Consider the following 24,098-nt stretch of genomic DNA (forward strand, 5'->3'; position numbering starts at 1 on the left):
ACTAAGTACGAAGATAAATTTAAATTTTATGGTAAGAAGAGTAAAATAGTTGATAGAATAATAAGCTTAAATAAGAATAGTAAGCCTAATCCTGAAAAACTAGCAGTTATAGAGGGCATTTGGGCTTTAAATTTAGCACTTAAATACAATGTAGCCATAAAATATTTTGTGATATGTTTAGAAAAAATCCACTCTGTAGAATCCCAAAAATTAATTGAGAATTATGTACATTTAGCTGAAGAGTGCTGTATAGTATCTGAAAAGGTTTTTAATAGTATAAGTGAAAAAGAGAATTCTCAAGGAGTTATGGCTGTATGCTATTTACAAAACAAAACTTTAGATGACATATACGTTACCAATAACTCAATAATATTAATACTTGATGGTCTAGAAATACCTGGAAATGTAGGTACTATTATTAGATCTGCTGATGCTACTGATATAGATGCTATTATTATTAATAATAGAAAAACAAGATTAAATCATCCTAAACTAATAAGAAGTAGTATGGGATCTTGCTTTAAAGTTCCTATTGTAGAATCTAATTTCGATGAAATTAAAAATTGGTTAATTAAGAAAAACTTTAAAACTATAATCACAGATACAGATGCAGATACAAATTATTATGATTTAGATTATAAAGGACGAGTAGCTATAATAATGGGAAGTGAAAAATATGGTGTATCAGAAGATTGGTATAACACAGATTATACTGGTGTTTCTATCCCAATGCTAGGTGACTGTGATTCCTTAAATGTTGGAGTTGCCTCAACTATAATATTATACGAGGCATCACTTAAAAATAAAGGACTGATTAAAAGTAGAGATTAACACATTTTCAATTCACAATTCAAAATGCAAAATTCACAATTATGGATATTTCTCAGCAGAAACTGAGAAATTTAGAATTGATTCTGTAGCAGCGAACAGTGTTCGCCATAATTACTAGCAATATAAAATTGCTAATAAAAAATCAATTAAAGAAATTAATTCGTAAAGAATTAATTTCATCCTTAATTGTGCATTGTGAATTGTGCATTGTGCATTCTTTTAAGTTCTCCAGAGGTGAAAAAAATAGGCTATGATTCTTAGCATGAATCATAGCCATGTATATAAATAATAAATTAATAATTTTTATGATTTATTTATGCGGTTGCTTTTTTCTTTGTAAAAACTGAAATCAACCATCTTAATAAAGTGGTTACTACCGCCAATACGATGAAAATTGGAAGTGTTTTATTAGTCAATAGACCGATATTTAAAATATTTCTAAATAAATATGCTGCTGCATAAAAGCCTACTACTACAGTTGAGAATAAAAATACTCTTAATTTATTAAATGGTAAGCATGCTTTAAGTACACCAATTACACTTACAAATTCAACCATATAATACATTAATGTCACTTTATCTAACTCAGATAACCCCTGATTTGGAGCTAATAGATAAACTGCAATAATATTTATAATAATTAAAATTGCATTTGGCAATGCAGTTTTTATAACAGTATTTAAAAATGTCCCTGTTATCTTCTTCTTATCAGGTTCAAAGGATAAGAAGAAGGAAGGATATCCCTCAATTGCTAAGTCAATTAACGTAATCTGTATTGGAATAAATGGGAATGCAGTCATGGTAATTACATTGATAATACACAACATTAATGAATAAAGTGTCTTAATAAAAAATATAGAAGCTACTTTTGTAACATTATTAACAACACGTCTTCCTTCTGCAAGTACATCTGGTAAAGCTGAAAAATCAGAATCTAATAATACAAGTTGAGAAACTTGCTTTGCTGCATCATTTCCTTCAGCCATGGCAATGCTACAATCTGCCTCTCTTAACGCCAATACATCATTTACTCCATCGCCTGTCATCGCTACTGTATGACCATTTTCTTGTAGTGCTTTCACAAGCAGTTGTTTTTGCTCTGGCCTCACACGTCCAAAAATACTGTATTTATCAGCCGCTTTTCTAACCTCTTCATCACTCTTCAACTGAGATAAATCAATATAAGAAGCATAATCTTCAAGACCAGCTTTTCTAGCAATATTGGAAACAGTTACTGGGTTATCTCCAGAAATAACTTTTACTTGAACACCCTCATTTTTGAAGAAATCCAATGTTTCTTTTGCATTTTTTCGAATTGGGTCGTCTAATTCAATTGCTACAATAGCTGTAGCATTCGGAAGTCCAGCTTCTGTTACAACCTCCTCAGTATGTGCTAATAATAAAACACGTCTTCCCATCTCTTGTGCTTCTGCCACTAATTCAGGTAATGGTTGGTCTTTTAATAAGATTTCTGGCGCTCCCAGAATAATAGTACCAATTTGCTCAAAAGTAACTGCCCCCCATTTTCGTTCAGAAGAAAAAGCTACTTTTGAAACAGCTACTTGATTGTCATTACTTGAAAAATATGCCCTTAAGGCCGTCATAGTAGCATTATTATCATCTGTTGAATTCAAGTATGCACCAATTACTTCTTCCATCGGCACAGATACTATATCTTCACGTAAAATATTTACTTTAGAAACTGTCATCTTTCCCTCTGTAATAGTTCCTGTTTTGTCTAAACAAATGGTATCTACATGAGCTAATGTTTCGATAGAAAACATCTCTTGAACCAATATTCTTTTCTTAGATAATTTGATAACACCAGTAGCAAGAGAAATACTAATTAATAGCACTAACCCTTTTGGCAGCATACCAAGTAAAGCTGCTGAAGTTGATACAACAGAAGCTTGCATTGTATCTGAGCGTACCAAATAAGCTTCTAGGAATAAGATAACACCTAGTAATAAAATAAAATAACTTGTAAATTTAGTTACTTTTCTCATAGAACGCATCAATTCTGAGTTTACTTTCTTATGCTTTTTAGCCCCCTCAGTCAATTGTGCTGAAAAATTCTCGGCACCTACATGTTCTACTCGAGCGTAACATTTACTACTTACTACAAAACTTCCTGAAAGAAGCATATCTCCAGGCTTTTTTATAATAGAATCAGATTCTCCTGTAAGTAGTGATTCATTGACCTCAATTTCACCATGAACAACAATAGAATCTGCTGCTATCTGACTTCCCATATCAAGCATGATAATATCATCTTGAACCAAATCCTCAACTAAGATTTCCTTTTGTTCTCCATCACGAATAACATGTGCTTTTAGAGCAGAAATCAGAGAAAGTTTTTCAACCAAATTTTTAGCATGAATTTCTTGAAAAATTCCAATACTCATATTTACTATGATAATTAGTAAATAAGCCATATTTGTGTAGGCACCAACCAAAGCCAAACAAATACCAATTAAAAAGTTCAATAAGTTAAATAATGTAAATACATTTTCTCTAATGATTTCTCCATTAGTTTTTGTTACCTTCTCAGGAGCAATATTTAAAAGCCCCTTTTCTTTTTGAATAGCAGCTTCTCTTTCTGTTAATCCTTTATCATAAGAAGCCATTATTCTAGTTTTATTCTTTATCTCCATTAATATCCTCCAGAACATTTTTATCTAAAGTTTAATAGTCTTTTTTATATGTAATAAATAAAGTATACAATAAAAATAACTTTACTACTAGATGATGAAATATTTTAAATATTAAAACAACATTATGATAAAGCAAAATTTTATAGTAACAACTTAATTCAATTCTCAATTCACAATTTAAGAAACTAGCAATTGTATTGCTAGTAAAAAACAGTTAAAGAAATTAATTTATAAAATTAATTTCAACCTTAATTTTCAATTGTCCATCGTCAATTCTCCATTGCCTAAGTTCTCCATTGATAAAAAAAGTTGGCTATAATTCTCAGCATTTTAACTAAAAATTATAGCCATGTATATGGATATTAAATTTATGATCATATAATTTCCTCCGTTATTACCACAAGTTGGTAATTAAATCTAAGTTTAAGTATACATGAAGTGTTATGAATATACTTAATTACACTGTTTTTTATACCCCTAAAACTATATATATGAACACTTAAATTAATTTCTATCATAGTTCCACTATTATGTTTTCCTATAATGTATATTTTGTCATAGTACTATTTATGAATTTATGATAAATAACTAGCTAATTAATCACTTTTATTCCATTTTTAGCTGCTATACTTATAAGATCTACACCGGTTAAGTCACCAGTATTAAATTTCACACACCAGTTAAGAAAATCCTCATATTTTATTTGTTTCGGCAACTCTTCGAAAGCTTTATTATCAAAACATAATAAATACTCTCTTGGATTTCTTCTAGATTCTAAACATTTCTTATTCATAGTTTTAATTCTCTTTCTATTGTTTTTTTCTATCTTTAAGCTATACTCTTTATAGATTTCAGGATAGTGTTCTTGTATATACTCTGAATGATCTTTTACCAATCTACATAAGTTTGCTTTACCCGTTCCGTATATAAGTGACAATTTATAATAACTACCGTATATTACATAGTCTTTTGCTATTATTGCTGCTATTTCCTTATAGTTTTTACCTAATTCCATTTTTAACTTTATATATTTCCCCATTTCTAAATTCCCCAATCTAAATATAATTAACGTGTTTCGTGCACCGATGATATTGCTGCATTAATACTTGTATTCACTATATTTCTAGTAGCTTCATATTCCTTTTTCAGTGTTGAGTTAAATATTATATTATCTATGTCCAACATTTCATTTATTTCATTTAACTTTTTCTCTATTAGTGAATTATTTATATCAAGATTTCTTTTTAATATCTCAATTTCATCATTTCTTTTTTCATAAGCGTATTTTATTTTTTCATAAGCTATATAAACCGCCCCACTTATAACTGTAACGCTTAAAGAAAACAAAATTAGCATTGTCCTCACTTCCAATCCCCCTTATGAACTTCATTTATACAGATATAACTTTTATTATAATAAAGTTCTTATAACTAGAATCTGAAGAACTTATCCAATTCAACTTAAAACATTTGTTTCAATTGCTTTGATTATGATTTCTCTCTACCATTGGATTGAGTTCAAACCTTTCTCATTTACCAAATTATCGCCGAATAGAATGAAAACTCTAGCCAATCCTGATGACTAGAGTTTTTATTTATTTCAAGCTTATACTTCAAGAATATTCTGAAATATAATTGTATCGTCTAAGGATAATATGCCATCTTTTAATTTTCTACTGCAAAATCCCCACACTATTAAGCATCATGATTTTCTAACTTTGAAAATAGATCAAAAATTAACAAAAAGAATAATTTTTTATAAATAAATTATAGTTTATTTAAACATGTGTAATCAATATCTAAAAATGTCTAAAAAGTAAGTAAAATTTTCATAACTTACTTACCCTTTGGCAAAATAAAAACAGGCCATACATAAGTTATGTATGACCTGCTCTTATTTTTACCACGGATTAGGATCTGTTTCAGTTAAAAGTCTTAATTGAATTTGATCTTGCATTTTACCACTTTCTAAATTCTTATTGGTAGTTATGTTAGCACTAAAAAATCCTAACATAAGAACTCCACTAAGTACTACGGAAATAAATTTCTTCCTCATAAAAATTTCCTCCTATACTAATTATAATAAAATTAATTAACATATTTGTAAATTAATTCACTGTTCTGTATAATAATTTACCTGCATCTATTACTATATTTAATCTTTCTTTAGGAATTTTATTGTCATCATAATGAATTCTAAGTAAATATAAAAAATAATTTAATTTTTTAATCTCTTTATTTACTTTTAAATAACTATCCATATCTATGAAAAATTTATCTTTTATTTCAAAATTCCCATTATTTTTGGTATTTTCTATCCCTATAAAGAAAAACTCTACAATTAGTTTACCATGGTTTAGTATCTGCGTCTACGCACACCATAATGGGCTTATCGTGTAAATTCCTATTAATAGTTTTTAATTCTTTTACAGATACAACACCATAAAGTGTATTAACAGCTACTAACCTCATTAATACTAAATACCAATTCTTTTTTTATTTTTAACTCCTCTATCAATTATTATTTTAATAACTTATTTATAGTTAAAAATCTAACTTTAATACTTTTTTAAAAATCTATATAATTAAATGCTCTTATGTATATTTCTCCCAACTCATTTTTTTTATCATAATTTTTAATTTTTTCATTTATAATTTTTAATATTTCTAAATTCTTATTTATACTATTTTTTGTTTCAAAATAATCAAATATTCTGTTTATTGCGTCTAGTATTATCTCATTATTACTTATTAAAAATGCCTTATCTAATGTTTTATTAAAATAATAAAACATTTTATCTTCATCGAAGTTTAAATAAATAGTAAAAGCCTCATGAAAGATTTGTGCTAATCTCTCATCATCAACATTATTACCATTACTAGCCTGTATTGCCATGTCAACATAAAACTTGGCTCTTCCATAATCCTTTAACAGCAAATAATGATGTGCTAAACTGTTATGTGCAATTACTATACTTTCACTACATTTCGTTTTTCTACTTAATTCTAAAGATTCATGGAGTTTTATTTTCGCAAGTTTGTAGTTTCCAATTTGTCGATAAAGCTTTCCTTCTACAAGTGCTACATCACTACGCTGACCTTCAGTAAGCTTAAATTCTGATTTAAGTTTATTTATATAGTACAATCCTTCTTTGTTCTTATTCAATTTTTTACAATACAGAGCTATATTAAAATATATTCTTTTTCTATATATTTCATTATCTATTTTATTATTACTCATAAATTCTAATATATATTCACCTAGATGTACTATACTAGAATCTTTGTTTAACTTTATATATATTTTCATTTTAGTAAGTAATGATTCAATATATTCTATTTTATTTTGTTCTATTGATGATAAATCTAACTTTTTTAATATATAAACTTCAGCCATGTCATAACAGAAATTGTTATAATAAAATTTAATAACAACTTCAAAAAAATTATACATTACATCTTCTGGTATGTTATATGAATTAATTATTTTTTCAATATTATCAACTTTTAATTTAAACTGTTCTATTGATGCATTCTTATATTTAATCAGCTCTGTTATTTCATTTTTTACAATTCTTATAGCCTGTTCTTCTTCACTTAAAAGTAGTTCCTCTGAAGTTATATGTGGCAGCCTGTATTCTCCATCATCTATTATTCTATTTAAATTATCAGCAATAACCCTAGCTGCATTAACACTTAATAAAGCTCTCTTATTTTCAATTGCACTAATAAAATTTCGGCTTATGTTTTTGCTAGAAAGTTCTTTTTGCGCTGCATGCAGCATTATCCTTAATTTTTTTATTTTCTCTCCCGGATGTAAAATTTCATTCTCAAAATACATTATAATTCTCCTCCCTTTTATGGAAGAAACCTAAAACTCACTATACAATTTTATATTTTTCTAAAAAATGTTCTTTCAACCCTTATCCATAACCTTCATAAAAATTACTACAATAAAATATACTACCTTTGCTTGCTACTAATTATGTGATAACTTCCCCAATGTATCTAATTCCTTATTCATAAACCCTCTACCTTAATATGATTCTACATTAAGAGGCATAATCCTTTATTTATACATCTGTATATATCAAAAAAGAGCCCTGTTAAGAGCTCTTTTATTTATTTGCTTAAAATATAAATTTAATATTACAAATAATATAAATGAACATTTAAAAAATAAAACGAGGTCAAATGTAAGTCAGTAAATACATTTAACCCCGATAATGTTTGGCTTTATGCCATCTATTTATATATAGAAACTATTCCCATTCAATTGTTGCAGGTGGTTTAGAAGTTACGTCGTAAACTATTCTATTTACTCCTTTAACTTCATTAACAATTCTTCTTGAAACTTTATCTAATACTTCATATGGTACTCTTGCCCAATCTGAAGTCATTCCGTCTGAAGATGTAACTGCTCTTAATGCTACTGTATGGCAGTAAGTTCTTTCATCTCCCATAACTCCAACAGATTGAATGTTTGGAAGACAAGCAAAGTATTGCCATATTTCACTTTCTAAACCGTTTAATGCAACTTCTTCTCTGAAGATAGCATCTGCTTCTCTAACTATTTCTAATTTACCTTCCGTAACTTCTCCAAGGACTCTTATTGCAAGACCTGGTCCTGGGAAAGGCTGTCTCCATACTAAATGATGTGGAATTCCAAGCTCTTCTCCAACTGCTCTAACTTCATCTTTAAATAACTCTCTTAATGGTTCAATAAGTTCAAAAGTTATATCTTCTGGAAGTCCTCCTACATTGTGGTGACTTTTAATTGTTGCAGATGTATTTGTTCCACTTTCTACAACGTCAGCATATATAGTTCCTTGAACTAAGAAATCTATTTCTCCAAGTTTATTAGATTCTTCTTCAAATACTCTAATAAACTCTTCTCCTATAATCTTTCTCTTTCTCTCTGGATCACTTACACCTTTAAGTTTTCCAAGGAATCTATCTTGTGCATTTACTCTTATAAGATTCATGTCAAAGCCTTTTCTAAATATCTCTTCAACCTGATCTCCTTCATCTTTTCTTAAAAGACCATGATCAACAAAAACACAAGTTAACTGTTTTCCAACAGCTTTATGTACTAGTACCGCTGCAACAGATGAGTCTACTCCACCTGATAATGCGCATAATACTTTTTTATCTCCAACTTTTTCTTTTATTTCTTTTATTTTTTCTTCTGCAAAAGAAGCCATTGACCAATCTCCAGCTACTTTACATACGTTATATAAGAAATTTGTTATCATCTTTTCACCAAATAGTGTATGTTGAACTTCTGGATGGAATTGTACTCCGTATAACATTCTTTCTTCACTAGAAAAAGCTGCTATAGGACATTCACTAGTGTGTCCTATAATTTCAAAGCCTTGAGGTGCACTTTCTATGAAATCAGTATGACTCATCCAGCATTGTGTTTCAGATATTCCCTCAAATAATTTATTATTCATTTGAAGATTTACATCAGTTTTACCGTATTCTCTAACTGCTGCTGTCTTAACATTTCCACCTAATATATGTGCCATTAATTGAGCACCATAGCATATTCCTAGTATTGGAATATTAAGTTCAAATATATCTTTATCTATTTGTGGAGCATCCTCTCCATAAACACTGTTTGGTCCACCAGTAAATATTATTCCTTTTGGACTCATTTCTTTAATTTTCTCAGCAGAAATTGTATAAGGAACTATTTCACAATAAACATGATTTTCTCTTACTCTTCTTGCTATAAGTTGATTGTATTGTCCGCCAAAGTCAACAACTAATATAAGTTCTCTTTTCATTATTTTAGCTTCCTCCTTAAAATTGATTTCTCCTTTAGCAGTCTTTAATAAAGTAGCTAGTATCTTTCCTAGCTATCTTATTGAGGCTGACTTAAAGAACTTAATCATCCTAAGATGATTAAGCACTATAGTTTGGAGCTTCTTTTGTGATTGAAATATCATGAGGATGACTCTCTCTAAGTCCCGCTGATGTTTGAATTACGAAAGTAGCAGTTTCATATAGTATTGGTAGTGTAGGTGATCCTAAGTATCCCATTCCTGAACGTATACCACCAATTAATTGATAAATTGTATCAACAACTGGTCCTTTATATGGAAGTCTTCCTTCTACACCTTCTGGAACAAGTTTCTTATTATCTTCTTGGAAATATCTATCTTTGCTTCCTGCCGCCATAGCTCCTAAAGAACCCATTCCTCTATAAACTTTATAACTTCTTCCTTGATAAATTTCAGTTTCTCCTGGTGCTTCTTCACAACCTGCAAACATTGATCCCATCATACAAATCTTAGCTCCAGCAGCAAGTGCCTTAACTACGTCTCCTGAATATTTAAGTCCTCCGTCAGCAATAACTGGAATATCATATTTATTTGCTTCTTCTACACAATCCATAATTGCTGTTAATTGAGGTACTCCAACTCCTGCAACAACTCTTGTTGTACAGATTGATCCTGGTCCGATACCAACTTTAATACAGTCTGCACCAACTTCTATTAAATCTTTTGTAGCTTCAGCTGTAGCAACGTTTCCTGCAATAACTTGAAGTTCTGGATATTTTTCTTTAACAGTTTTTACAGCATCTAAAACTCCTTTAGAATGTCCATGAGCTGTATCTATAGTTATAACGTCAACATCTACTGCAACTAAGGCATCTACTCTTTCCATCATATCTTTAGTTACACCAACTGCTGCACCACAAAGAAGTCTTCCTCTTTCATCTTTAGCTGCATTTGGGAATTTAACTGTTTTTTCTATATCTTTTACAGTTATTAATCCTGTTAAATTTCCTTCACTATCTACTAATGGCAATTTTTCTATTTTATATTTTTTTAATATTTCTTTAGCAGCTTCCACAGTAGTACCTTGAGGTGCAGTGACTAAATTTTTACTTGTCATTACTTCCTCAATACTTTTAGTATAATCTGTTTCATAAACAATGTCTCTATTAGTAATAATTCCTACTAATTTTTTTCCCTCTGTAACAGGTATACCAGATATTCTGTATTTAGCCATTAAGTCTAATGCATCTTGAACTATTTTACCCTTAGGTAATGATATAGGATTTGTAATTACACCATTTTCTTGTCTCTTAACTCTATCAACTTCATTAGCTTGAGCCTCAATACTCATATTTTTATGTATTATTCCAATTCCGCCTTCTCTTGCCATAGATATTGCCATTTTAGATTCAGTTACTGTATCCATCCCTGCACTCATTAATGGAATATTTAACTTTATTTTTTTAGTTAAATTAGTAACTAAAGAAACATCCTTAGGTAAAACTTCAGATTTATTTGGAACTAATAATAAATCATCAAATGTGTATGCTTGTTTTAATATTCTTGCCATTATATCCTCACTCCTAATTGTAATTTTTAAATTCCCTCATAAGTTGTATTCCACAAATAATACATACTTATACAGTAAATAACTTGTCCATGTATGAAGGAAATTAACTAAATCTAATTTTAAAAAAGTTTTAGTAATTTCTTCTAATATTAAACCCTTTAAATTGAATACACTTAACACTTAAATTTAAAATTCATAGCAAATAAAAAATACTAACTCTACTTATTCCCTCTAAGTAAAATTAGTACTCAATAAAAGCTCCATTAATAAAAACTCAAATATAAGTATACCAATTTTACTCATAGTCAGAAATTCTTGGTTTCCGGTAGATACTCCTTGCCATATTCAAGGGATATATGAGTTAAATATATTAATATTTAATGCTATCTTTGTTATTTCCGTAACTTATTAAAACTATTCTATTTAATATTTAACATTTTGTCAACATAAAAAAAGAATAAAATTAATAAAAAGTTCATGTAATTATATAACTATATTTAATTTAAATTATAACTGTGAAATAAAAATTTATGAATGCTTTTTTATTCTTATGGAAAATTTGAAAATAAGTTTGCTTTTTTATATATTAACTCCAACTTTTTTTATAAGCGATTTATTAAGAATGAGTTTAAGCCTTAAAAACATAAAATAAAATATCAGGTCAATATAAGCCATATAGTTTGAATTACATAAGGCATTAAATCTAATCTATGAGTCATGCTATGAAAAGGTTCTGATAACTTAATGTGATAGAAATTTGAAGATGTGTTAATTTATATTTTTAAAAAAGTGATAAAGAATAACTTTATCACTTTTTAAATATCCTATTTATCTTCTCTTAATAAATACTCATTTCCATCTTGGTCTTTAAATGAAAACATCTTTCCATAAGGCATAGTCATTAGCTTTCCTAAATCAACTTCATTTTCTTTCATCTCATCATATGCCTTATCAATATCAGTTGTGCTTAATATTATTGACGGATGAGTAACATTAGCTGATGGATTTTGAGTCTTCATTGCTTCCTTATTATATAATATAAATGTTGTAAATTCATCTTCACTTGGACCTACTTCTAACCATTTCATACCTGGCATCATTTCTTGTTCAAACTTAACTACAAATCCTATTTTTTCAGTCCAAAATTTTTTAGCTTCTTCTTGATCATTTACGTATATTGTTATTTTTCCTATTTTATTTATCATTATTTTATCTCCACTTCATAGAACATATGTTCTTATTGTAATATAGCTTATAAAAAATATCTACTATATTTTATCTTCAGCTTTCAAATTTTTTTATACTTTCTTATATATAAAAAAGAGTTATGACTTTCGTCATAACTCCATATTTTTTTATTAATACATTCCACCCATTCCCATATCTGGTGCCATAGGTGCAACAGGATTTTTCTCTGGAAGATCTACTACAGCAGATTCTGTTGTTAAGAATGTTGCAGCTACTGATGCAGCATTTTGAAGAGCGCTTCTTGTAACTTTAGTTGGGTCAACTATACCAGCTTTTATCATGTCTACGAATTCTCCTCTTAATGCATCGTAACCCATTTCGGCTCCAGTTCCTTTAACTTTTTCTATAATTACAGAACCTTCATAACCAGCATTTGTAACTATTTGTCTTAATGGTTCTTCTAATGCTTTTTTCACAATATTAATACCAACTTGAATATCAGCTATATCAGAAGTTAATTTTTCAACTTCAGGAATTGCATTTGCATATGCAGTTCCACCACCAGCAACTATTCCTTCTTCAACAGCAGCTTTAGTAGCAGCTAATGCGTCTTCTATTCTTAACTTTCTTTCTTTAAGTTCTGTTTCTGTAGCAGCTCCAACTTTTATTACAGCTACTCCACCTGCAAGTTTTGCAAGTCTTTCATTTAATTTTTCTTTGTCAAATTCAGAAGTTGTTTCTTCCATTTGAACTTTTATTTGATTTACTCTTTGAGCTATTTTTTCTTTGTCGCCTTTTCCATTTACAATAGTTGTGTTTTCTTTAGAAATTTTAACACTTTCAGCTCTTCCAAGCATTTCTACTGTAGCTTCTTTTAGGTCATATCCTAATTCTTCAGAAATTACAACTCCACCTGTAAGTATTGCTATATCTTCAAGCATTTCTTTTCTTCTATCACCAAATCCAGGAGCTTTAACAGCAACACAAGTAAATGTTCCTCTTAATTTATTAACTACTAATGTAGCTAATGCTTCTCCTTCTATGTCTTCAGCAATTATTAATAATTTCTTTCCTTGCTGAACTATTTGCTCAAGTACTGGTAGAATTTCTTGTAAGTTACTGATTTTCTTATCAGTGATTAGGATATATGCATCATCTAAAATAGCTTCCATTTTATCTGGGTCTGTTACCATATATGAACTTAAATATCCTCTGTCAAATTGCATTCCTTCAACTACGTCAAACTCTGTTCCCATAGTTCTAGACTCTTCAACAGTGATAACTCCTTCATTTCCTACCTTTTCCATTGCATCTGCTATTAATTGTCCGATTTCTTCATCTGCTGCTGATACAGCTGCAACTCTTGATATATCGCTTTTTCCGTTTATTGGCTTAGAATATTTTTTTATTTCTTCAACAGCCTTATCTACTGCCATTCTTATTCCATTTCTTATTAACATTGGATTAGCACCAGCTGTTACGTTTTTTAAGCCCTCTCTTATTATAGCTTGAGCTAAAACTGTAGCTGTTGTAGTACCATCCCCTGCTACATCATTAGTTTTTGTAGCAACTTCTTTAACAAGTTGTGCTCCCATATTTTCAAAAGCATCTTCAAGTTCTATTTCTCTAGCAATTGTTACTCCGTCATTAGTTATAAGTGGAGAACCGAATTTTTTATCTAAAACAACATTTCTTCCTTTTGGTCCTAAAGTCACTTTAACTGTATCTGCTAAAGTATCCACTCCTCTTTGCATAGCTCTTCTTGCTTCTTCACCGAATAAAATTGTCTTAGCCATGATAAAAACCTCCTATTATAAGCTTATTTTTCGACTATGTTCTATAATACTACTCTATAACTGCTAATATATCTTCTTGCTTTAATATGATATATTCTTGTCCTTCGTGTTTAATTTCATTACCTGCGTATTTAGAGAATAATATTTTATCCCCTACTTTAACTTCCATTTTTATTTCTTTTCCGTCAACTACAAGTCCTGAGCCTACTGCAATAACCTCAGCCTCTTGTGGTTTCTCCTTTGATGCTGACGTAAGAACTATTCCGCTCTTAGTTTTCTCCTCAGCCTCTAATCTTTTTATAACTACTCTGTCACCAAGTGGTTTTATTGCCATAGTTTAGCCCTCCTTAAATATATGAAATAAAAATTATTTATTTTCACTTGTTAGCACTCCATATCATTGAGTGCTAATTCTATTATTATCATAATTAAACCTTAGATTAATATCAAATTTGCTTTACACTTCAAAAACAGCCTTTATTCCAATTTTCCTTAATATAACTTTATTTTCCTTATCTTTTCTCAATATTTCTATTAATTGTATTTTTTTATCAACTTTTATTTTAGGTATATGAAATAAAATAGCTAGTTAAAGACACAAAATTTATTTTATATTAAACAGTTCGACAAATTTTCGTTATACTCTAGCTATCATTAGATCCTAGTCACGCAGTATGATACAAATTAAATGAGCATACTAACTGGTATTTTTAAATATGCTTTAATATTTATTCCCTTTTTTTCTTTTTTCATGTAAATATTGAAGTACTTTATTTCCTTTTAGTACTCCTATTAAAAAGAATATAATAGATATTACTGCTAAGCTTCCTAAAGTTACATAATTTCTATCACCTATACTATCTCCAAATATAGCTGAAATAATTATCCATGGAAATCTGCCTATACTTGAATATAATATAAAATCCCAAAAATCTACATCGGATAATCCACAAAGATAGACTAGTATATCTTTAGGTATCCCTGGAATTAAGTATACAAGCAATATGACCATTTTATTACTACCTTTTGTTAATATCTTTCTAAAAAATTTTAGATTTTTCTTTTCTATGATTTTTCGAACCATATCTCTTGCTAAATATCTCGCAATTAGATACCCAATAGCGCTTCCTAGAAAAATGCCAATAACGGAAATTATTCCTCCTAAAAAGCTACCAAAAACATATCCTCCTGCAATTTGTATAACCTCTCCTGGAATAAAGAAAAATACTACTTGAAGTATTTGTATTAGTATAAAGATCAATATGCTATAACTTCCATAGGATAAGATAATTTCTTTTATCTTTTCTGGATTTTTAAATAAATGAGCATATTTAAAAAAATACTCATAACCAATAAAACCACCAATGATTATGAGAATTCCTAATATAATATATCCTTTATACTTATTTATTTTATCAATTATATAATTCATAAATATCCCTTCTACAATTGAGAATTGACGATTGACAATGGACAATTATTGATACTTCTCTTTTATAGGAGAAGTTTTCAATTGATTTCTTTTTTAAAGTGACGCAGTCACTTTTATTAAAAATATATTAGAAGAAATTAGTTTGATTAAAACTAATTTCAACCTCAATTGTCAATTGTCCATTTTCAACTCTCAATCGACTAACTTGTTCATACTACTCAATTTTTATATTATTCTCCCTAGCGTAGTAAAATAGATATTGTTGCGCAAAACCTGATAATTCTCCAAATTTATCACGAGCAAAGATCCTTATCTTAGGTAAAGATACATCTGGTGCTAAATAGAAAAATTGCATTGCTCTTTTTACCCATACATCCACAGGAAAAGCAGAGTATTTTTCCATTGAGAAAAGCATTATGCAATCTGAAACTTTAGGGCCTATACCATTAAATTGTTTTAGCGCTTCATGACATTCATCATCACTCAATGCTTTTATTTCTTCCAAATTATAAACATTATTATAAACTTTGTTTATAGCATCAGTTATGTATTTTGCTCTAAACCCAACTCCTAAACTTTCAACTTCCTCGGGTGAAGCATTTATAAGTTGCTCTGGTGTAGGGAAAGCATAATATGTTTTACCTTTATAATGAAGTTCATCTCCAAATTTCTTACTTATATTTTCTATTGCTCTTTTTATCATTGGAATTCTATTGTTTGCAGAAGTTATAAAAGATAGTACTATTTCAAAAGGCTCTTGCTGAAGTAATCTAATTCCATGTCCAAATTCTACGGATTTTTTAAGTAATGGGTCCTTGCTTAATTCTTCTTTAATAGCACCGTAATCCCTTTTTAAATCAAAATAATCACACCATATGTTATCAAAGTCTTCCTTAGTTGTATTATAAATTATTACCTCATCATTATTTTTTTCTAATTCTATAACTCTTCTATAAGCTACCATAATGTAATTGTCATTTTCTAATCTGTTCCATCTAAAGCATTGTCCACATTCAAAAATATGAGGTAATTCAAAGTTCTTAACTCCTTTTAGTACAATTCTATCTTCAAATTCTAAAATCTCTTTAAAATCCATCATAACACATCCTTTTGTTATAAAATTTGCTTCAGTAAATATAAGATATTATAATTCTTTCACTAAATAAACAAGTTATACGATTGAGAATTGAAAATGGACAACTTAAAATAATGCACAATTCACAGTTCACAATTCACAATTAATGTGAAAATTATTTTTAAACAAAATAATTTCTTTTAATAAATTTTTGATTAGCAATACAATTGCTAGTTATGTGGTGAACACTGTTCGCCGCTACGGAATCAATTTTAAATTTCTCAGTTACTACTGAGAAATATCCATAATTGTGAATTTTGTATTGTGAATTACCTAAGTTCTCTCATAACTATCTCATCTAAAACCTCAGCACCAATTTCTATCATTTTAAAGCATCTTACTTCATCATTCCTGTAACTTTCTTTTAATTTTGCACAATTATCAGTTCCTAACTTTGAGGTAAATTCTTCAAAATATTCCTTCGTTAAATTTTTTACTCTATCACTTTCATGAGCTCTTTCTTCAGTAAATAATATTCCAATTACAGATATAGCACCTGTTATAACACCACAAACACTTTCTACTGCCATTCCTCCACCAAAGGCTGCCATTGCCTTTAAGGTTTGCTTATTAAGATTCATATTATACTCTTCATTTGCTGCATAAATTATAGTTTCAGCACAATTTAAATCATACTCACTACCATAAAATTTTTTAACCTTATCCAACAACATAAAATCTTCCTCCCAAAACTCTATTTCTTTAAGGCATCTGAAAGAAAATAATAGACCAAAGATGTTAGCATATTTTTTATCAGACAAGGCGTCAGGTTCTGCTCATAGTGGTGCTATGATCAGGTTCTGACAACGCAGTATGATATAAAATAGGCTAACCATACTGATCTATTATTTTTTTGAAGATGCCTAATATAACTAAATAAATTATATCACTTGTCCACATTAAAAAGAAGAAAACCTTAGACAATTGAGGATTGACAATGGAAAATTGACAATTATGGTTGAAATTAGTTTTAGTCAAACTAATTTCTTTAACTAATTTTTTTACTAGCAATTGCATTGCTAGCTTTTTATAAGAAGTTAATGAGTAACTTCAAAAAGAAATCAATTCAAAGTTTCTCTTATAAAAGAGAAACATCAACAATTCTCCATTGTCAATCGTCAATTCTCAATTGCATAAATTTCTCCTTTAAGTATAATTACAGCCTTACCAATTAGCTCAACTCTATCATCATTTAAAATGTTAAGTAGTATTTCCCCACCTCTCTCTGAGGCTTGATATGCTTTTAATGTATTTTTATTAAAAATTTCCTTCCAATAATTAGCCAGTAAAGTATGAACCGACCCAGTGACAGAGTCTTCATTTATACCTGCCCATGGATTAAAATAACGAGAAATAAAATCATAGTTCTCATTACCTTTACAGGTAACCCCTACTCCTTTAATATCTGTTTTAAAGGCTATAGTTTTCATTTTCTCATAATTAGGTTTAAGTTCTAATACTTCTTTTATACTATTAAGTTCAATAACTACTTTCCTTGTATTCTCACCGATTATACAAGCTTTAAAATCTTTAATTCCCATTGCTTCTAATAACTGATTTTCAAGGACTACATTTGTTGGCTTATCTAGAGGAAAATTTAAGGATATACCTTTTAATGTTTTTTCACACACAAGATTACCACTTTTAGTTTGGAAATTTAGTTTTTCATTATAATTGTTATAGTGCTCAAATATAACCTGTGAAGTTGCAAGAGTAGCGTGTCCACATAACGGGACTTCTTGATTTGGTGTAAACCATCTTAATGAAAAAGTTTTTCCATCTTTGAAAGCCTTTCCATCTATAACCTTAACAAAAGCAGTTTCCGATAAATTCATTTCTTTAGCAATAGCTTGTAAATTTTCGTCTTCTATTTCATCTTCTAAAATACATACTGCTGCTGGGTTACCCTTAAATTTTTCTTCTGTAAAAGCATCCACTTGAAATATCTTTAATGTTTTCATACTTTTCCTCCTATATAAGACATCTAAATTTTTTTTAAAAATTTAGAATGAATAATGAAGAATTATGATTAAAACTCCACCGTCAAAGCCTTTGGAGTTTTAGTCATAAATTCCATTTTAGAAATTCACTAACGGTGAATTTCATCCTAAATTTTTCATTTTTAATTACTAATCCTTAATTTCTAAGGGGTCAATCTATTTTTATAAGAAATTTATTTTCTAAAGCATATATTAAGTTTTCACATTGTATCCCTATATTCCCATTTCTATTCTAATCATAGAAATTTAGTTTTAAAAATATTATAATATAGTGGCGTTAATTATGATATAAAGCAATAAAATTTAATTTTAATAATCATTAAAATTATAGATAATAATATAATTAGATTAATTCACAATTCACAGTTCACAATGCACAATTAAGGATGAAATTATTTTTAGACAAATAATTTCTTTAAAATTTATCTTTGATTAGCAATTACATTGCTACTTGTTTAAGAAAAAAGTTGCTTGTAACTTTTAAAAATTAGTTGTAATTTCTCAGTAATCGCTGAGAAATATCCATAATTATGAATTTTGCATTGTGAATTATGAATTAAATAAGGTGGTACGAAAGCAAAAGGAGAGAGAAAATGAAGGCACTGGAAAATAAAGAGCTATCAGATAAAGAATATATCTATACTCTTGAAAAACTATTAAACCATGTTAAAGAAGGTAAAAGTCTTGTTGGACTTTGTGAAGAGATTGGTAATATTGCACTAATAGATGAAATAAACAGCCATCCTATAAATAGAGATCAATTAAAAGCAAGAGATACTAAGTATCAGCCTTGTCCTTTAGATCTTAGATTACATAAACCATCGGAAAAACCTATAAAATCATATCATGGTTGTTTTTATCACTGTGGTTACAAGGAATTATTGAAACTTAGCAAAGAAGAACAAATAGAGTTTATCGAAAAAATAATAAAAGACTATAAAAAGTTAAGAATGGAAAATGAAGAATAAAGAAGCAATAAATACTTTTTATTTATATTAAACTATTTTTTAAGTAACAACGTTATTTATATCTGATTTTATCAATAAAATAGTTTTATATTCAATATAAATCTTTATGTAAACATTTAAATCATAACTTTCTAAAAAAATATACAAGCTTAACAATAAGCTTGTATATTTTTATTAAATATGCTATTTAAACACTCTAATTATTTTTTGATAAATCTTCATCTATAGCTTTAGCAGCTTTTTTACCAGCTTCCATCGCAAGTATAACTGTTGCAGCACCTGTTACAGCATCTCCACCAGCATAAACTTTAGCTTTAGAAGTTTTTCCTGTCTCTTCATCAGCTACTATACACTTCCACTTATTAATCTCTAATCCTTCTGTTGTAGATGGAATTAATGGGTTTGGTGATGTTCCTAATGACATTATAACTGTATCACAGTCAATTACAAACTCAGAACCTGGAACCTCAACAGGTCTTCTTCTTCCTGAAGCATCAGCTTCTCCTAGTTCCATTCTTATACATTTCATTCCTTTAACCCATCCATTTTCATCTCCAAGGATTTCAATTGGATTAACTAGAAGGTCAAGTATTATTCCTTCTTCTTTAGCATGATGTACTTCTTCAACTCTTGCTGGAAGTTCTGCTTCACTTCTCCTATAAACTATGTGAGTCTCTGCTCCTAATCTTAAAGCTGTTCTAGCAGCGTCCATAGCAACGTTTCCACCACCAACAACTGCAACTTTATTACCTGCTTTTATTGGAGTTGAATATCCTTCTTTGAAAGCTTTCATTAGGTTATTTCTTGTTAAAAATTCATTTGCAGAGAATACTCCATTCAAGTTTTCTCCTGGTATTCCCATAAATTTAGGAAGACCTGCACCTGAACCTATAAATACCGCTTCAAATTTTTCTTCACTTATTAATTGATCTATTGTAACTGTTCTTCCAACAATTACGTTAGTCTCTATTTTTACACCTAACTTAAGTAAATTATTTATTTCATGCTTAACAACTGTCTCTTTTGGTAATCTAAACTCAGGAATTCCGTAAACTAAAACCCCACCTGGTTCATGTAATGCTTCAAACACAGTTACATCGTATCCCATTTTAGCTAGGTCTCCAGCACAAGTTATTCCTGCCGGGCCTGAACCTATAACAGCCACTTTTTTATTCTTCTTTTCTATATCTTTACTTAAATCTACATTATGTTCTCTTGACCAGTCAGCAACAAACCTTTCAAGTTTACCAATTGCCACAGGTTCTCCCTTTATTCCAAGAACACATTTACTTTCACATTGTAATTCTTGAGGACAAACCCTTCCACAAACTGCTGGAAGTGCTGTATGTCTATCTAAAGCTTTAGCAGCTTCTGCAAATTCTCTATTTTTAACATGAGCTATAAATTCTGGTATATCTATAGCAACTGGACATTTGCCAACGCATGGTTTATTTTTACAATTTAGACATCTTGAAGCTTCTTGTACAGCTTCTTCTTCATTATATCCTAAACATACTTCTTCAAAGTTTTTAGCCCTTACTTTAGCATCTTGCTCTGCTATTGGAGTTCTTTTCATTCTATCTATAGCCATTATTTATTACCTCCTAAACCACAGCCTTCTTTTATGCTATCTTTTTTACACTCTTCAGTTTTATACATTGATATTCTTTTTAATGCTTCATCAAAGTTAACCTTATGTCCGTCAAATTCTGGGCCATCAACACAAGCAAATTTAGTTTCATCTCCAACTGTAACTCTACATGCTCCACACATTCCAGTTCCATCAACCATTATTGGATTTAAACTTACAATTGTTTTTATTCCAAGCTCTTCTGTTAGCTTACAAACAAATTTCATCATTATCATAGGTCCTATTGATACAACTAAATCATATTTTTTTCCTTCATTTTGTACTAGATCTTGTAATTTATTAGTTACCATTCCTTTGAAACCATAACTGCCATCATCTGTACATACAAAAACATCTCCAGCTACAGCTTTCATTTCTTCTTCTAAAATTACCATTTCCTTAGTTTTATATCCCATTATAACATCGGCTTTTATACCTTGCTCATTTAGCCATTTAACTTGTGGATAAACTGGAGCAGCTCCAACACCACCAGATATAAATAATATCTTCTTATTTTTAAGTTCTTCTAAATCTTCATGTAATAATTCAGATTCTTTACCTAATGGTCCAACAAAGTCAGCCACCATATCTCCAGCTTCTAATTTTGCCATTTCTTTAGTTGAACATCCAATAGTTTGGACAACTATTGTAACTGTTCCTTTTTCTGCATCAGTGTCGCAAACAGTTAAAGGAACTCTTTCTCCCTTTTCATCCATTCTAACGATTATAAATTGACCTGGTTTAGCTGATTTAGCTACCCTAGGTGCTTCAATATTCATTAAGAAAATTTGAGGTGCTAAATCCCTTTTTTCAGCTATTTTATACATATTCATGTTCCTCCAAATCTAATCATTTTAATAAGTATCTTGAAAATAAAAACTAGTTAATATGATAGTCTATTTTAGATACCTAAAGATAACCTGTCCATACTAAATACACATACTATAATTATAGTATACATTCTTTATGTTTTTTGCAACAAAAAAGGGACAATAGGTAAATAGGCACACAAATAAATGCTATTTACACCTGTCCTTTTATCTGAAAGTTTCCCCAAAACTACAAATTAAAACAATTTTGAGTTTCTTCTTCGATGCCCATAAAATGGATCTCTCCAGGGTGGTATCCGATTATTGTACTTCACCTGAAAGCTTCTGAATAGCCCATAGCTATACTATTCATTTCTTCTACGGTTATCCCTATTAAATAAAATGGAATATCTCCAATAACCCTCATTCACCAAAATATTAACTTTATATATATTTTATATTCTATATTTTATATAGACAATATTAATTGTATATATTATTCGAATTTTTTTACTATTTGTATTTTTTTGTAACAAACGTTTACATTATATACAATATGATGCTATTTGTGTGTTTATTCTTATTATATTTTAAAAACTATTTATTTCATAAGTAAGGATATAATAGTCACTTTATATTTATAATTTTGCAGATTAAAATATCAATAAATAACTAGTCAGTATGCTATCCTATTTTATATCATACATCATAGATAAATTATCAACCTATCTTATACAAAATGAATCTTGCACTTTTGACTAGTTATTTTGTTTCAGACACCTTAATACATTTCTATAACTTATAATTTCATATATTTAAATTAAAAATCTACTTTTTCTCCATTAAACGTACAAGTAAATATTTTTTTCATTTCGTCAACAGAAACAGTTCTTGGGTTAGAGCCAGTGCAAGCATCTTGTACTGCATTTTCTGAAATATAATCTACCCATTTATTAAAATCTTCTTCTTTTACACCATATTCTTTTAATGAAGAAGGTATGTCCATAACATCATTTAATTCTCTTATACATTCTGTTAATGCATTTATTAATTCTTCGTCATTTTCGCCACTTAAACCTAAACTTCTAGCAACATTAGCATATCTTTCACTACAAGCAGTTTTATTAAAATCTATAACATAAGGTAAAAATATTGCATTGGCACATCCATGTGGAATATCAAATACTGCACCAGTTTTATGTGCCATTGAGTGAGTTATACCTAGTAGTGCATTTGTAAATGCCATTCCTGCTAAACATTGCGCTATATGCATTTGTTCTCTAGCTTTTTTACATCCATCATAAGATTCAATTATATTTTTCTTTATCATCGTTATTGCTTCCATAGCTAATGGATCAGAAAAATGTGATTTATTAGATGCTACATAAGCCTCTATAGCATGAGTTAATGCATCCATTCCAGTATGAGCTACTAGGATCTTAGGCATAGTCATAGTAAGTTCAGTATCTAGTATAGCTATATCTGGAGTTATATTATAATCCGCTAATGGATATTTTATTTTCTTTTCATAGTCAGTGATAACAGAAAATGCTGTTACTTCTGTTGCTGTACCACTAGTTGAAGGTATTGCTACAAATCTAGCTTTATTTCTTAATGTTGGAATAGAGAATGGATCCTTAATATCCTCAAAAGTTAATTCAGGATGCTCGTAAAATACCCACATAGCCTTTGCAGCATCTATTGGTGATCCTCCTCCTATAGAAACAATCCACTCTGGTTCAAAGTTTCTCATTTCTTCTGCACCTTTCATAACTGTTTCAATAGATGGATCTGGCTCTACCCCTTCAATTATTTTAACTTCCATATTAGCTTCTTTTAATAGATTTTTAACTTTATCCAAGAAACCAAATTTTTGCATTGAGCTACCACCTGTAACTATTACAGCTCTTTTACCTTTTAAAGATTTCAGAACTTCTAATGAGTTTTCACCATAATAGATGTCTCTTGGTAATGTAAATCTGTTCATTATTAATCCCCTTTCACAGCTATCCAAAGATAACTGTTCCTCGATAGTATTCATAATTTTCTAAATATTGATAATAAATTAACAATTTGTACAAGTATATTGTACTCTTGTTTACATAGTTTTTCAAGAGATTTTTAGAAAATTATACCTTTTCGCTTCTCAATTGAGATTATAAGTAGTTAATAATTTTAATCTTTTTTAACAACTTAAAATAATGAATAATTTACAATATAAAATTTATAATTATAATTAGAATTAATGTTTTACTAGCAATCTATTATTACTAATATTTTATAGCAAATAATTGCAT

Annotated in this window: 21 protein-coding genes and 2 riboswitches; of the genes, 2 read left to right on the forward strand and 19 right to left on the reverse strand. The window is 29.2% G+C overall.

Annotation, left to right across the window (positions count from 1 at the left end; translation table 11 throughout):
- The coding region (locus ACY1IQ_RS12520; RefSeq protein WP_461614244.1) for a TrmH family RNA methyltransferase at positions 1–831 on the forward strand (831 nt) is incomplete at its 5' end.
- A 314-nt stretch (positions 832–1,145) separates the two neighbouring features.
- Here the strand turns inward: ACY1IQ_RS12520 and ACY1IQ_RS12525 are convergent.
- The 16 genes from ACY1IQ_RS12525 to ACY1IQ_RS12600 form a co-directional block, all read right to left on the reverse strand.
- Positions 1,146–3,485 carry a cation-translocating P-type ATPase gene (locus tag ACY1IQ_RS12525; RefSeq protein ID WP_461614245.1) on the reverse strand — a complete coding sequence of 780 codons (2,340 nt, stop codon included), beginning with the start codon at positions 3,483–3,485 and terminating at the stop codon, positions 1,146–1,148.
- A gap of 592 nt (positions 3,486–4,077) precedes the next feature.
- Positions 4,078–4,524 carry a hypothetical protein gene (locus ACY1IQ_RS12530; protein ID WP_461614246.1) on the reverse strand — a complete coding sequence of 149 codons (447 nt, stop codon included), beginning with the start codon at positions 4,522–4,524 and terminating at the stop codon, positions 4,078–4,080.
- A 26-nt stretch (positions 4,525–4,550) separates the two neighbouring features.
- Positions 4,551–4,850 carry a hypothetical protein gene (locus tag ACY1IQ_RS12535; RefSeq protein WP_461614247.1) on the reverse strand — a complete coding sequence of 100 codons (300 nt, stop codon included), beginning with the start codon at positions 4,848–4,850 and terminating at the stop codon, positions 4,551–4,553.
- Positions 4,851–5,384: 534 nt separating this feature from the next.
- Positions 5,385–5,540: a hypothetical protein gene (locus ACY1IQ_RS12540; protein ID WP_461614248.1), complete on the reverse strand. Its 156-nt coding sequence runs from the start codon at positions 5,538–5,540 to the stop codon at positions 5,385–5,387.
- A 52-nt stretch (positions 5,541–5,592) separates the two neighbouring features.
- On the reverse strand, positions 5,593–5,745 hold the full coding sequence (locus ACY1IQ_RS12545) for a hypothetical protein (RefSeq protein WP_461614249.1): 153 nt from the start codon (positions 5,743–5,745) through the stop codon (positions 5,593–5,595).
- Positions 5,746–5,830: 85 nt separating this feature from the next.
- Positions 5,831–5,956, reverse strand: a complete 126-nt coding sequence (locus tag ACY1IQ_RS12550; RefSeq protein WP_461614250.1) for a hypothetical protein — start codon at positions 5,954–5,956, stop codon at positions 5,831–5,833.
- Positions 5,957–6,053: 97 nt separating this feature from the next.
- On the reverse strand, positions 6,054–7,325 hold the full coding sequence (locus tag ACY1IQ_RS12555) for a helix-turn-helix domain-containing protein (RefSeq protein WP_461614251.1): 1,272 nt from the start codon (positions 7,323–7,325) through the stop codon (positions 6,054–6,056).
- Positions 7,326–7,746: 421 nt separating this feature from the next.
- On the reverse strand, positions 7,747–9,276 hold the full coding sequence (gene guaA, locus ACY1IQ_RS12560; RefSeq protein WP_461614252.1) for a glutamine-hydrolyzing GMP synthase: 1,530 nt from the start codon (positions 9,274–9,276) through the stop codon (positions 7,747–7,749).
- A gap of 118 nt (positions 9,277–9,394) precedes the next feature.
- Positions 9,395–10,843, reverse strand: coding sequence for an IMP dehydrogenase (guaB, locus tag ACY1IQ_RS12565; RefSeq protein WP_461614253.1), 1,449 nt, complete (start codon positions 10,841–10,843; stop codon positions 9,395–9,397).
- A gap of 282 nt (positions 10,844–11,125) precedes the next feature.
- Positions 11,126–11,223: riboswitch (purine riboswitch) on the reverse strand.
- Positions 11,224–11,667: 444 nt separating this feature from the next.
- The gene (locus ACY1IQ_RS12570) at positions 11,668–12,048 is read right to left on the reverse strand and encodes a VOC family protein (protein WP_461614254.1); all 381 of its coding nucleotides are present in this window, start codon (positions 12,046–12,048) and stop codon (positions 11,668–11,670) included.
- Between the two features lie 153 nt (positions 12,049–12,201).
- Positions 12,202–13,827 (reverse strand): chaperonin GroEL, encoded by a 1,626-nt coding sequence (gene groL / locus ACY1IQ_RS12575; RefSeq protein ID WP_461614255.1) that lies wholly within the window; start codon positions 13,825–13,827, stop codon positions 12,202–12,204.
- Positions 13,828–13,876: 49 nt separating this feature from the next.
- On the reverse strand, positions 13,877–14,161 hold the full coding sequence (gene groES / locus ACY1IQ_RS12580) for a co-chaperone GroES (protein WP_039632861.1): 285 nt from the start codon (positions 14,159–14,161) through the stop codon (positions 13,877–13,879).
- Positions 14,162–14,548: 387 nt separating this feature from the next.
- Positions 14,549–15,259 (reverse strand): TVP38/TMEM64 family protein, encoded by a 711-nt coding sequence (locus ACY1IQ_RS12585; RefSeq protein WP_461614256.1) that lies wholly within the window; start codon positions 15,257–15,259, stop codon positions 14,549–14,551.
- Positions 15,260–15,473: 214 nt separating this feature from the next.
- Positions 15,474–16,355: a DNA-3-methyladenine glycosylase family protein gene (locus ACY1IQ_RS12590; protein ID WP_461614257.1), complete on the reverse strand. Its 882-nt coding sequence runs from the start codon at positions 16,353–16,355 to the stop codon at positions 15,474–15,476.
- A 308-nt stretch (positions 16,356–16,663) separates the two neighbouring features.
- Positions 16,664–17,068 (reverse strand): C-GCAxxG-C-C family (seleno)protein, encoded by a 405-nt coding sequence (locus ACY1IQ_RS12595; protein WP_461614258.1) that lies wholly within the window; start codon positions 17,066–17,068, stop codon positions 16,664–16,666.
- A 444-nt stretch (positions 17,069–17,512) separates the two neighbouring features.
- A complete protein-coding gene (locus ACY1IQ_RS12600) occupies positions 17,513–18,355 on the reverse strand; it encodes a PhzF family phenazine biosynthesis protein (RefSeq protein WP_461614259.1) in 843 nt (280 codons plus the stop codon).
- A gap of 632 nt (positions 18,356–18,987) precedes the next feature.
- Between ACY1IQ_RS12600 and ACY1IQ_RS12605 the strand changes: the two genes are divergently transcribed.
- Positions 18,988–19,362, forward strand: a complete 375-nt coding sequence (locus tag ACY1IQ_RS12605; RefSeq protein WP_461614260.1) for a hypothetical protein — start codon at positions 18,988–18,990, stop codon at positions 19,360–19,362.
- Between the two features lie 196 nt (positions 19,363–19,558).
- On the opposite strand, the gene gltA is transcribed toward ACY1IQ_RS12605, so the two are convergent.
- The 3 genes from gltA to ACY1IQ_RS12620 all read right to left on the reverse strand — a co-directional run bounded on the left by gltA (position 19,559) and on the right by ACY1IQ_RS12620 (position 23,788).
- Positions 19,559–20,947, reverse strand: coding sequence for an NADPH-dependent glutamate synthase (gene gltA, locus ACY1IQ_RS12610; RefSeq protein WP_461614325.1), 1,389 nt, complete (start codon positions 20,945–20,947; stop codon positions 19,559–19,561).
- 5 nt (positions 20,948–20,952) lie between these two features.
- Positions 20,953–21,819, reverse strand: a complete 867-nt coding sequence (locus tag ACY1IQ_RS12615) for a sulfide/dihydroorotate dehydrogenase-like FAD/NAD-binding protein (RefSeq protein ID WP_461614261.1) — start codon at positions 21,817–21,819, stop codon at positions 20,953–20,955.
- Positions 21,820–22,011: 192 nt separating this feature from the next.
- A riboswitch (glycine riboswitch) is annotated at positions 22,012–22,120 on the reverse strand.
- 501 nt (positions 22,121–22,621) lie between these two features.
- On the reverse strand, positions 22,622–23,788 hold the full coding sequence (locus ACY1IQ_RS12620; RefSeq protein ID WP_461614262.1) for an iron-containing alcohol dehydrogenase: 1,167 nt from the start codon (positions 23,786–23,788) through the stop codon (positions 22,622–22,624).
- Positions 23,789–24,098 lie beyond the last annotated feature (310 nt).

The organism is Clostridium sp. Marseille-QA1073 (genome assembly GCF_054863625.1).

What these genes read in the sequence shown, in the direction of transcription:
- ACY1IQ_RS12590 (WP_461614257.1), bottom strand. Translation starts at nt 16,355, where the DNA reads ATGGATTTTAAAGAGATTTTAGAATTTGAAGATAGAATTGTACTAAAA.
- ACY1IQ_RS12595 (WP_461614258.1), bottom strand. Translation starts at nt 17,068, where the DNA reads ATGTTGTTGGATAAGGTTAAAAAATTTTATGGTAGTGAGTATGATTTA.
- ACY1IQ_RS12530 (WP_461614246.1), bottom strand. Translation starts at nt 4,524, where the DNA reads ATGGGGAAATATATAAAGTTAAAAATGGAATTAGGTAAAAACTATAAG.
- guaB (WP_461614253.1), bottom strand. Translation starts at nt 10,843, where the DNA reads ATGGCAAGAATATTAAAACAAGCATACACATTTGATGATTTATTATTA.
- groES (WP_039632861.1), bottom strand. Translation starts at nt 14,161, where the DNA reads ATGGCAATAAAACCACTTGGTGACAGAGTAGTTATAAAAAGATTAGAG.
- ACY1IQ_RS12585 (WP_461614256.1), bottom strand. Translation starts at nt 15,259, where the DNA reads ATGAATTATATAATTGATAAAATAAATAAGTATAAAGGATATATTATA.
- ACY1IQ_RS12550 (WP_461614250.1), bottom strand. Translation starts at nt 5,956, where the DNA reads ATGAGGTTAGTAGCTGTTAATACACTTTATGGTGTTGTATCTGTAAAA.
- ACY1IQ_RS12545 (WP_461614249.1), bottom strand. Translation starts at nt 5,745, where the DNA reads ATGGATAGTTATTTAAAAGTAAATAAAGAGATTAAAAAATTAAATTAT.
- ACY1IQ_RS12605 (WP_461614260.1), top strand. Translation starts at nt 18,988, where the DNA reads ATGAAGGCACTGGAAAATAAAGAGCTATCAGATAAAGAATATATCTAT.
- ACY1IQ_RS12540 (WP_461614248.1), bottom strand. Translation starts at nt 5,540, where the DNA reads ATGAGGAAGAAATTTATTTCCGTAGTACTTAGTGGAGTTCTTATGTTA.
- ACY1IQ_RS12615 (WP_461614261.1), bottom strand. Translation starts at nt 21,819, where the DNA reads ATGTATAAAATAGCTGAAAAAAGGGATTTAGCACCTCAAATTTTCTTA.
- guaA (WP_461614252.1), bottom strand. Translation starts at nt 9,276, where the DNA reads ATGAAAAGAGAACTTATATTAGTTGTTGACTTTGGCGGACAATACAAT.
- ACY1IQ_RS12620 (WP_461614262.1), bottom strand. Translation starts at nt 23,788, where the DNA reads ATGAACAGATTTACATTACCAAGAGACATCTATTATGGTGAAAACTCA.
- ACY1IQ_RS12525 (WP_461614245.1), bottom strand. Translation starts at nt 3,485, where the DNA reads ATGGAGATAAAGAATAAAACTAGAATAATGGCTTCTTATGATAAAGGA.
- ACY1IQ_RS12555 (WP_461614251.1), bottom strand. Translation starts at nt 7,325, where the DNA reads ATGTATTTTGAGAATGAAATTTTACATCCGGGAGAGAAAATAAAAAAA.
- groL (WP_461614255.1), bottom strand. Translation starts at nt 13,827, where the DNA reads ATGGCTAAGACAATTTTATTCGGTGAAGAAGCAAGAAGAGCTATGCAA.
- ACY1IQ_RS12600 (WP_461614259.1), bottom strand. Translation starts at nt 18,355, where the DNA reads ATGAAAACATTAAAGATATTTCAAGTGGATGCTTTTACAGAAGAAAAA.
- ACY1IQ_RS12570 (WP_461614254.1), bottom strand. Translation starts at nt 12,048, where the DNA reads ATGATAAATAAAATAGGAAAAATAACAATATACGTAAATGATCAAGAA.